This is a genomic window from Rhodococcus sp. IEGM 1305 (genome assembly GCF_030058635.1).
Lineage (GTDB): Bacteria > Actinomycetota > Actinomycetes > Mycobacteriales > Mycobacteriaceae > Rhodococcus_F > Rhodococcus_F opacus_D.
In genome coordinates this window covers 65,609-72,692 of the sequence record NZ_JASHKX010000032.1, presented here as the reverse complement: position 1 = coordinate 72,692, position 7,084 = coordinate 65,609, and the positions used below count along the sequence as shown (strand labels likewise).

Sequence of the window (7,084 nt, the reverse complement as noted above, 5' to 3'; positions counted from 1 at the left end):
TCTCACGTGAGGCAACGAAGGGGCTCACGCGGGCATTTCGGATGAGTCAACGCGGTATCTCGACTTCGACGTTGCACCGAGTTAGCCTTACGACGTAGATGCTGTATGCGACTACTCACCGAAGACGTGCTCGACTTCCTAGTGATGGTCATGCAGGTCAAGGCCTGCGGAATCTGAGCCATCGAGCAGCACCGAACGCCAGGACCGGTTCCCCGCCACGCGCGAGGCGGTGACGAAGTGCCCTCGAACGTAATGGTCGAGGATGTCCGAGGTCTCTCGCGATGTAGTTCCATGGCGGATATGTGTATTCCCCCGAGTACGGCGTGACGATCCGAGCAGGCTGACACTGACGCACGGCATTCCAAACATCCAGCGGATACGGATCACGCAGGGAACCTCGGTTGCCGATTTCGATCAGCGAACCTGCGCACTTCGACACTTGACCGGGCCCCGCTCGGAGACAGCGGCGGGGCTCGGTCATTTCCATCAGCCGTCCGAGGTCACCTCCTGGATCGCTTCCTCGAATTGTTGGGGAACCTCGAACATCGGGTAGTGCCCACACGCGGGCAACGTGACAAGTTCGCTACCCAGCCTCTCCTGCAACCATGACGCGCCCTTGGCGGAGTGCACCGGGTCGTCCGCGCCGATCACTTGCACGACGGGCACGGTCAGCTCACCGACTCGCGGACTGAGATCGGTGCACAGGTAGCTCTCGTAGGACGCAACTGCTGCCCATGAGGGCATCTGGATTGACAGTGCCGCGAGCCAGTCCAGCAGCGCCGTTGTGGGCGGGACGTGGAAGCCCGCGGCGATGGCACGCCGACGGGCGCCGACGCGATCGCGTGCCTCGTCCTCGATCATCCACGACAGAACCTGCTGTGCCGGTAACCCGAATGGATAGTTCTCGGTTCTGGAGGCACTGACCGCGTTACTACCGACCAGGACGAGCCGCCGCAGTCTGTCCGGATGGTCGAGCGCGCACCGGAAGGCCACCTGACCGCCGTAGGACCATCCGAGTAGGTCGGCGTCGCGGAGATCGAGCGTGTTCAGAACAACGCCGATGTCCGCTGCATGCCGCTCGATCGTGTATCCCTCGAGCGGCTTGTCCGACGCCCCGGTGCCCCGCAGATCAACGCACACCACCCGCCGACTCGGCGCAAGTCGACGGACCAGTCCGTCGAAGACGTCGTGACACATACCGATGCCGGCCAGCGCAATGACCGGGCGGCCGGACCCGAGGTCCTGGATGGACAGACTCACGCCGGCCTCCACCTCGATCCGGCTCGCTCCCGTGCTCACGACTCTCCGTTCCCGCCGGCGAGCCGCGTGACGTCTGCGGCGGACAGACCCCATTGTTGCAGGACCGTCACCAAGGCAACGGCTTCGATGGGTTCGGCCGCCCTGCCGCCGAATCGCGGCGCCGGGGACGGAACCGTCAATTCGTTCTGCTGGCGGAAGGAGTCCCGCGCGACATTGTGCGGGTGGGACGGAGCCTCGTCGAGGGTGAGAACCGGTGTCGCGCAAGCGTCTGTGTGCTGAAGCAGGTCGGTCCATTCCTGTCTCGTTCGCGTGCGAAACTCGGCGGCGAACCGCTCCTTGGTCTGCGGCCATCTGTCGCGGTCCCATTGCGGGGCGTCAGCGGTCGTGATATCGAGGTGCCGAAGCAGTTCCTCATAGAACGGCGATTCGATAGCGCCGACCGCCATATGGCCGCCGTCGGCTGTCTCGTATACCTCGTAGAAGGGCGCACCGCTGTCCAGGAGGTTGGTGCCCGGACGATCCCACCCGCCTGCCGACTGAAAGGCGAAGAACAGGGTCGCCAGCTGTGCGGCACCGTCGACCATCGCGGCGTCGACGACCTCCCCGCGGCCTGTCCGGGCCACCTGCACCAGCGCGGAGACGACGCCGAGGGCGAGAAGCATGCCGCCACCGCCGTAGTCGCCGACGAGATTGAGCGGAGCAAGGGGCCGCTCGCCATCTCGTCGGATCGCGCCGAGAACACCGGCGATCGCAAGATAGTTGATGTCGTGTCCTGGAACCTGCGCCAACGGCCCGTTCTGGCCGTAGCCAGTCATCCGTCCGTAGATGAGCCGCGGATTGACGGCCAGCAGCTCGTCTGGACCGAGGCCCAATCGCTCCATTACGCCCGGCCTGTAGCCCTCCAGGAGGACGTCGGCCTCGGCGACGAGACGACGGACCGAGTCACGGTCGTCCGCATCCTTCAGATCAGCAATTACCTCGGAGCGACCACGCAGTTCCGCGCCGGTCCCGGGAAGCCCGCCGGGGACGGCGGCGCCCGCGCGCTGAACCCTCACGACCGTTGCGCCCATATCTGCGAGCAACATCGCGGCGAACGGTGCGGGCCCCATTCCCGCGAACTCGACAACCTTGATCCCCGTGAGCGGCCCAGTCACACCGTCTCCACATTTGCGGACGCAGGTGCAAGCATCGCCGCGGTGTCCCAATAGAATGCCTGGATACCCGTGGCCTTGCCGTCGTGGAACGTCCACCACTCCATCGCCCGCGACCAGTTATCACCGATTCGGAAGTGTAACTCCACCAGGATATTCCACCCGTCAGCACAAGGGTCTACCAGTACGGTCCCGATCCGCATGGCTCCTGGGCCGCCGCTGTGTTTCGCCGCGGAGGTCGAGAATCGGCGGACCCGCTCGAGTCCGTCGAGCCGGCCGCCGCCGCGCAACGATTCCGGCCGATGCACGAAGGAGTCGGCCGAGAAGTGCTCGACAACGAATGTGTCGATAGCTTCAACCTCACCGTTGTCGATCAACTCGTAGTAGCGCTCCACTGTTTCACGCGCGGTCGCTCTGCTCGCGGCGTGTGCTCTGGGGTTGTTCATGGCCCTCATTCCTCAACGTCGGTCGCAGCACCGCCACGACGATCTCACAGTTTTCGAAAAGTCGTTCTTCAATAGTTCGTTCGTGATAATCACTCATTGGAACGGAAATACCTTTTCTCATAGCGTTTTTCACGATACTCTGACCGCCAGATCCGAACACAGAGGAGTGATCGTTCACATGACTGGTACACCGTCAACTCGCGAGATAGTTGAGACCTTCACCGCGGCGCGCGGCCGCAACGACGCGGACGCGATCAGCGCCCTGCTCGCGGAGAACGTCGAGTGGCACCCGCCCTACGCGGTACGCCCGCGCCCATTCGTCGGGCGCGACCGAGTTGCCAAAGCCCTCACCGGTAGTACGACCGGGGCGATCCTCGATGTCGACTCGATCAAGCGAGAGATCTTGGAGACCGTCGTAGACGGTGACACCGGAGTCGTCCGTCAGCTCATGACCGCGACACTGCACTCTGGCGGCGAGTACCGGAACGAATACTGCTGGGTCTACCACTGTGCGGACGGCCAAATCGTGCGCTTATTTGAGTACGGTGATTCGCTCGCTACAGCCCGCGCCGGGTTCGTCCCGCTGCGTTCCGGCGAGTAGCCCCCGCCGGAACGCTCGAGATCAGTCGACTGGTGCCGCGTTGACTCCGGCGATAAGTAGATGCCCGGAGTCGACCGGCACGGTCACGCCGGTCACGTTGGACGCCAACTCCGAGTTGAGGAACAGCGCCGCGTTCGCAATCACATCCGGTGACATGAACGTCGAGCCCTTGAGCGCCCCATAATGCTTGCCGGCCGTGATGACGTCATCTCGCGTGCCTCCCGGGTGCCCGGCGTACATGTCCCATGCCTTCTGGTTGTCTGTCATTCCCGTGTAGACCGCACCGGGACTGACCGCGTTACATCGGATGCCGTGCGGCGCCAACTCGAGTGCGATGTTCTTCATCAGACCGATGACACCGTGCTTGGCCGAAACGTAATGGGCATAGCCAAGTCCCGGTTCGAGGCCGTTGACCGACGACGTGATGACGATCGAACCGGTCTGACGCTCGATGAGGTGGGGGGTCACCGCCTTGGCGGACCGCCACACACCGGACAAATTGATGTCTATCATGTCGGCCCACTGTTCTTCGCTGATCTCCCAGAACGGGTTGCCCGACCAGATCCCGGCGTTGGCGATGAGCACGTCGATCTTGCCGAACTCGGCAATTGCCCGCTGAACAACGTCGTCCAGTTGCTTCTGCGACCGGACGTCGGCCGTCACGCCGAGGGCGCGGCGGCCGAGAGCCTCGACCTCCTTGACGGTCCGGGCCATGTCGTCTTCCCGCGCGAGCGGGTACTCAACGGTATCGAGGTCTTCGACGACGTCGACGAGAACCACGTCTGCCCCCTCCCTGGCGGACGTCACAGCGTGCGCTCGGCCCTGGCCCCGCGCACCGCCAGTGATGAAGACGACCTTGCCTTCGAGCAATCCCATAATGTCTCTCGCTTTCTCTCCGTGTGTAATTCACGGCAGGTAGGTGAATGATGTCGACGCACCGACCCGCCTCGTCACGACAACGCGACTGCTCCCTCGGCAATCAGCCTCTGTCGGCCGGTGATCAGCGCGCGCCTCTGTCCGATACCGATGACGCCTACGAGGCGCTCGTCCCGGTAGCTGTGGACGACGACGTCGCTGTCGACCTCGCCGACCGCCACCTCATGGCGGTCCGCGAGTCCGGGAACACCGTAGGCCTGGATGCGCAAGCCGACTTGGTCACTCCAGAAGCTCGGCACCGGTCGGAACTCCCCGGGCTCCCCCAGCAGTGTGCGGGCGGCCTGGTTGCCGGTATCGGTGGCCATGGACCAGTGCTCGATTCGGCGTGGCACGTCGTCGACCAGTGGATTAGGGAACCGGGCGACGTCTCCTACCGCAAACAACCGCTCGTGTCCGAAGGCACGCAAGGAGTTGTCGCACAGTACGCCGTCGGACAGGTCGAGGCCGTTGCCGTCCAGCCATCCGGTCTCGGGTCGGCAACCAACTGCCTCGACGACGACGGGTGCGGTGAGCACGGTGCCGTCGTCGAGGTGGAGCTTCTCGACGCGTTCCGCCCCTTCGCATGCGGTCGGCACGCGACCGAGCAGGAACCGGACACCATTCGCTTCGTGACGGCGTCGCATCGCCGCACCTAGTTCCTCGCCCAGCACCCGGATCATCGGCTCGGTTTCCGGCGCGACGATCGTGACGTCACATCCCAGGGCTCTGGCAGCGGATGCGATTTCACATCCGATGAAGCTAGCTCCCAGGATCACCACCGTTCCGTGATCGCGCAGTTCGGGGGCGAGCGCTCGCGCGTCGTCATAGGTGCGGACGACGTGTCGACCCTTCGACGGTCCGGGAAGGTCGAGGCGCCGCGGCGCTAGACCAGTCGCCGCCACGAGGACGTCGAAGGTCTCGATACCCGAGTCACCGAGTTCGACGCGGCCCGCGTCGAGGTCGGCAGACACAGCGCGAACACCGAGTCGCCACGTGACGTCGTCGCCCAGATCGTGTGGAAATCGGAAATCGGTGATACCGGCGTCCTCGCCGAGTGCCGACTTCGAGAGCGGCGGGCGGTTGTACGGTGCGTGCGCCTCGTCTCCGATGACGGTCAGCGAACCTGCGAAGCCGTGTCTGCGCAGTGCCTCGGCGGTGCGCAATCCGGCCAGCGAGGCCCCGACCACGACGACCCTTTCCACGCTCACCCCTCCTGCAGTGTGATGGCCTGGACGGGGCAGGCGCCCACAGCCGCCTTCAGTGCTTCACTCCTGGTGGGGTCTGGAGACTCCACCCACTCGAGTTCGCCGTCATCGGTGATGTCGAAAAGGTCCGGGGCGGCGAACACACACTGGCCGTGGTACTCGCACTGGTCCATGTTCACGGAGACCTTCATCGTGCACCGCCGGCCGTGCGACGAACCGGCAGGGACTTCAGCTGGTTGGCGAAGATGTTGGCCCCGCGCACCGCCTCACCGGCAAGCTCGAACTCGAGCCCTCGTGCGAAGACTTCCTCGAGGAAGAGCCGTACCTCGAGGCGGGCGACGTGGTTTCCCATGCAGTGATGGACACCGCCGCCGCCGAATGCCATGTGCATGTTCGGGCTTCGGGTGGGATCGAAGCGATGCGGTTCCGGGAAGACCTTGGGATCGCGGTTTCCCGCCGTGTACCAGAGGACGACCTCGTCGCCCTTGCGGATCCGGCAACCGTTCAGTTCTACGTCCTCCGTTGCTGTACGAGAGAAATAGTTGACCGGAGTGACGAATCGCAAGAGTTCCTCGACTGCGCCACTCGAGCCCCCGTCGGCCACCGCGGCCTGCAACTGATCGGCGATCTCGGGATGCTCGATCATGGCGAGCATCGTCTGCCCGAGGAGGGTGTGGGTGGTCTCGTATCCTGCCAGAACGAGCAGTGCGATGTACTTGACGTATTCCTGGTCAGTGAGCAGCTCCCCGTTCTCGTCGCGTGCGTCGATGAGAGACGTCACCATGTCGTCTCCCGGATACAAACGCTTGTGATCGCGTAGCTCGACGACATACTGCGCAAGCCGCTCCTGAGCGCGTACGTGCCGCTCCGGACCGTCAGGGGCGTCGATCGCGAAGATGTCGTTCGCGCAGTCGACGATCAATTCGCGATCCTTCTCCTCGTCGATTCCGAGAATCGACGCGATCACCAATCCCGGAATTCGTGCAGCGACGACGCTGATGAAGTCGAACGGTTCGGTCTCGGGGACTTCGTCGAGGATCTGAACCACGACGTCCCGGATCCACGTGTCGAACTTGCCGACGACACGCGGAGTGAAGCTCTTCGACACCATCCTGCGCAGGCGCGTGTGGTCCGGAGGGTCCATCAACAGCAGCATGCCCCGTTGCGAGTCGAGTACCTCCGGAGCCGGGCGAGGATAGAAGCTGCCTTGCTCGACAGTGAACCTGTCGTGATCCTTGGACACGGCAGCGATCTCGTCGTAGCCGGTCAGCGCCCAATAACCCCCGGTCTCCGGCTCGACCCAAGAGATGCCACCGTCCTCCCGGAGCAGGTCGAAAGCCTCGTGTGGCACGCCGGGTACCCAGGTCTGTGGGTCGGTGAGACTTGTCGCTGACAAATCCGACATGTCATCTCCTCAATGTTCGCGCGCTGCCGACCTCATGCCAGAAACGCAAATTTTTGCACCAACAGTCTCAATATTGAGTGACAACCCTCACAGTGTCAAGC

8 protein-coding genes are annotated in these 7,084 nt (G+C 63.8%); 1 reads left to right on the top strand and 7 read right to left on the bottom strand.

The genetic code is table 11. The annotated features are described in order from the left end of the window. Positions 1 to 486 precede the first annotated feature (486 nt). Genes QM693_RS29670 through QM693_RS29660 form a run of 3 tightly spaced genes read right to left on the bottom strand, consistent with a single transcriptional unit; the run spans position 487 to position 2,857 of the window. A complete protein-coding gene (locus QM693_RS29670; protein WP_283354128.1) occupies positions 487 to 1,299 on the bottom strand; it encodes an alpha/beta fold hydrolase in 813 nt (270 codons plus the stop codon). Continuing rightward, positions 1,296 to 2,414: a CaiB/BaiF CoA transferase family protein gene (locus QM693_RS29665; RefSeq protein WP_283354127.1), complete on the bottom strand. Its 1,119-nt coding sequence runs from the start codon at positions 2,412 to 2,414 to the stop codon at positions 1,296 to 1,298. Before QM693_RS29665 ends, QM693_RS29670 begins: the two co-directional genes overlap by 4 nt. After that, a complete protein-coding gene (locus QM693_RS29660; protein WP_283354126.1) occupies positions 2,411 to 2,857 on the bottom strand; it encodes a nuclear transport factor 2 family protein in 447 nt (148 codons plus the stop codon). The genes QM693_RS29665 and QM693_RS29660 overlap by 4 nt, the downstream gene beginning before the upstream one ends. On the opposite strand from QM693_RS29660, the gene QM693_RS29655 reads away from it, so the two are divergent. Then, entirely contained in the window at positions 2,856 to 3,458 is a 603-nt protein-coding gene (locus tag QM693_RS29655) for a nuclear transport factor 2 family protein (protein ID WP_283354125.1), read from the top strand. The genes QM693_RS29660 and QM693_RS29655 overlap by 2 nt on opposite strands. Before the next feature lie 21 nt (positions 3,459 to 3,479). On the opposite strand, the gene QM693_RS29650 is transcribed toward QM693_RS29655, so the two are convergent. From QM693_RS29650 to QM693_RS29635, 4 genes are all read right to left on the bottom strand, one after another. After that, the gene (locus QM693_RS29650; protein ID WP_283354124.1) at positions 3,480 to 4,334 is read right to left on the bottom strand and encodes a mycofactocin-coupled SDR family oxidoreductase; all 855 of its coding nucleotides are present in this window, start codon (positions 4,332 to 4,334) and stop codon (positions 3,480 to 3,482) included. Positions 4,335 to 4,408: 74 nt separating this feature from the next. Further along, positions 4,409 to 5,581 carry an NAD(P)/FAD-dependent oxidoreductase gene (locus tag QM693_RS29645; RefSeq protein WP_283354123.1) on the bottom strand — a complete coding sequence of 391 codons (1,173 nt, stop codon included), beginning with the start codon at positions 5,579 to 5,581 and terminating at the stop codon, positions 4,409 to 4,411. Continuing rightward, on the bottom strand, positions 5,578 to 5,769 hold the full coding sequence (locus QM693_RS29640) for a ferredoxin (protein ID WP_283354122.1): 192 nt from the start codon (positions 5,767 to 5,769) through the stop codon (positions 5,578 to 5,580). Before QM693_RS29640 ends, QM693_RS29645 begins: the two co-directional genes overlap by 4 nt. Continuing rightward, positions 5,766 to 6,983, bottom strand: a complete 1,218-nt coding sequence (locus QM693_RS29635) for a cytochrome P450 (protein ID WP_283354121.1) — start codon at positions 6,981 to 6,983, stop codon at positions 5,766 to 5,768. Before QM693_RS29635 ends, QM693_RS29640 begins: the two co-directional genes overlap by 4 nt. Between the last annotated feature and the right edge of the window lie 101 nt (positions 6,984 to 7,084).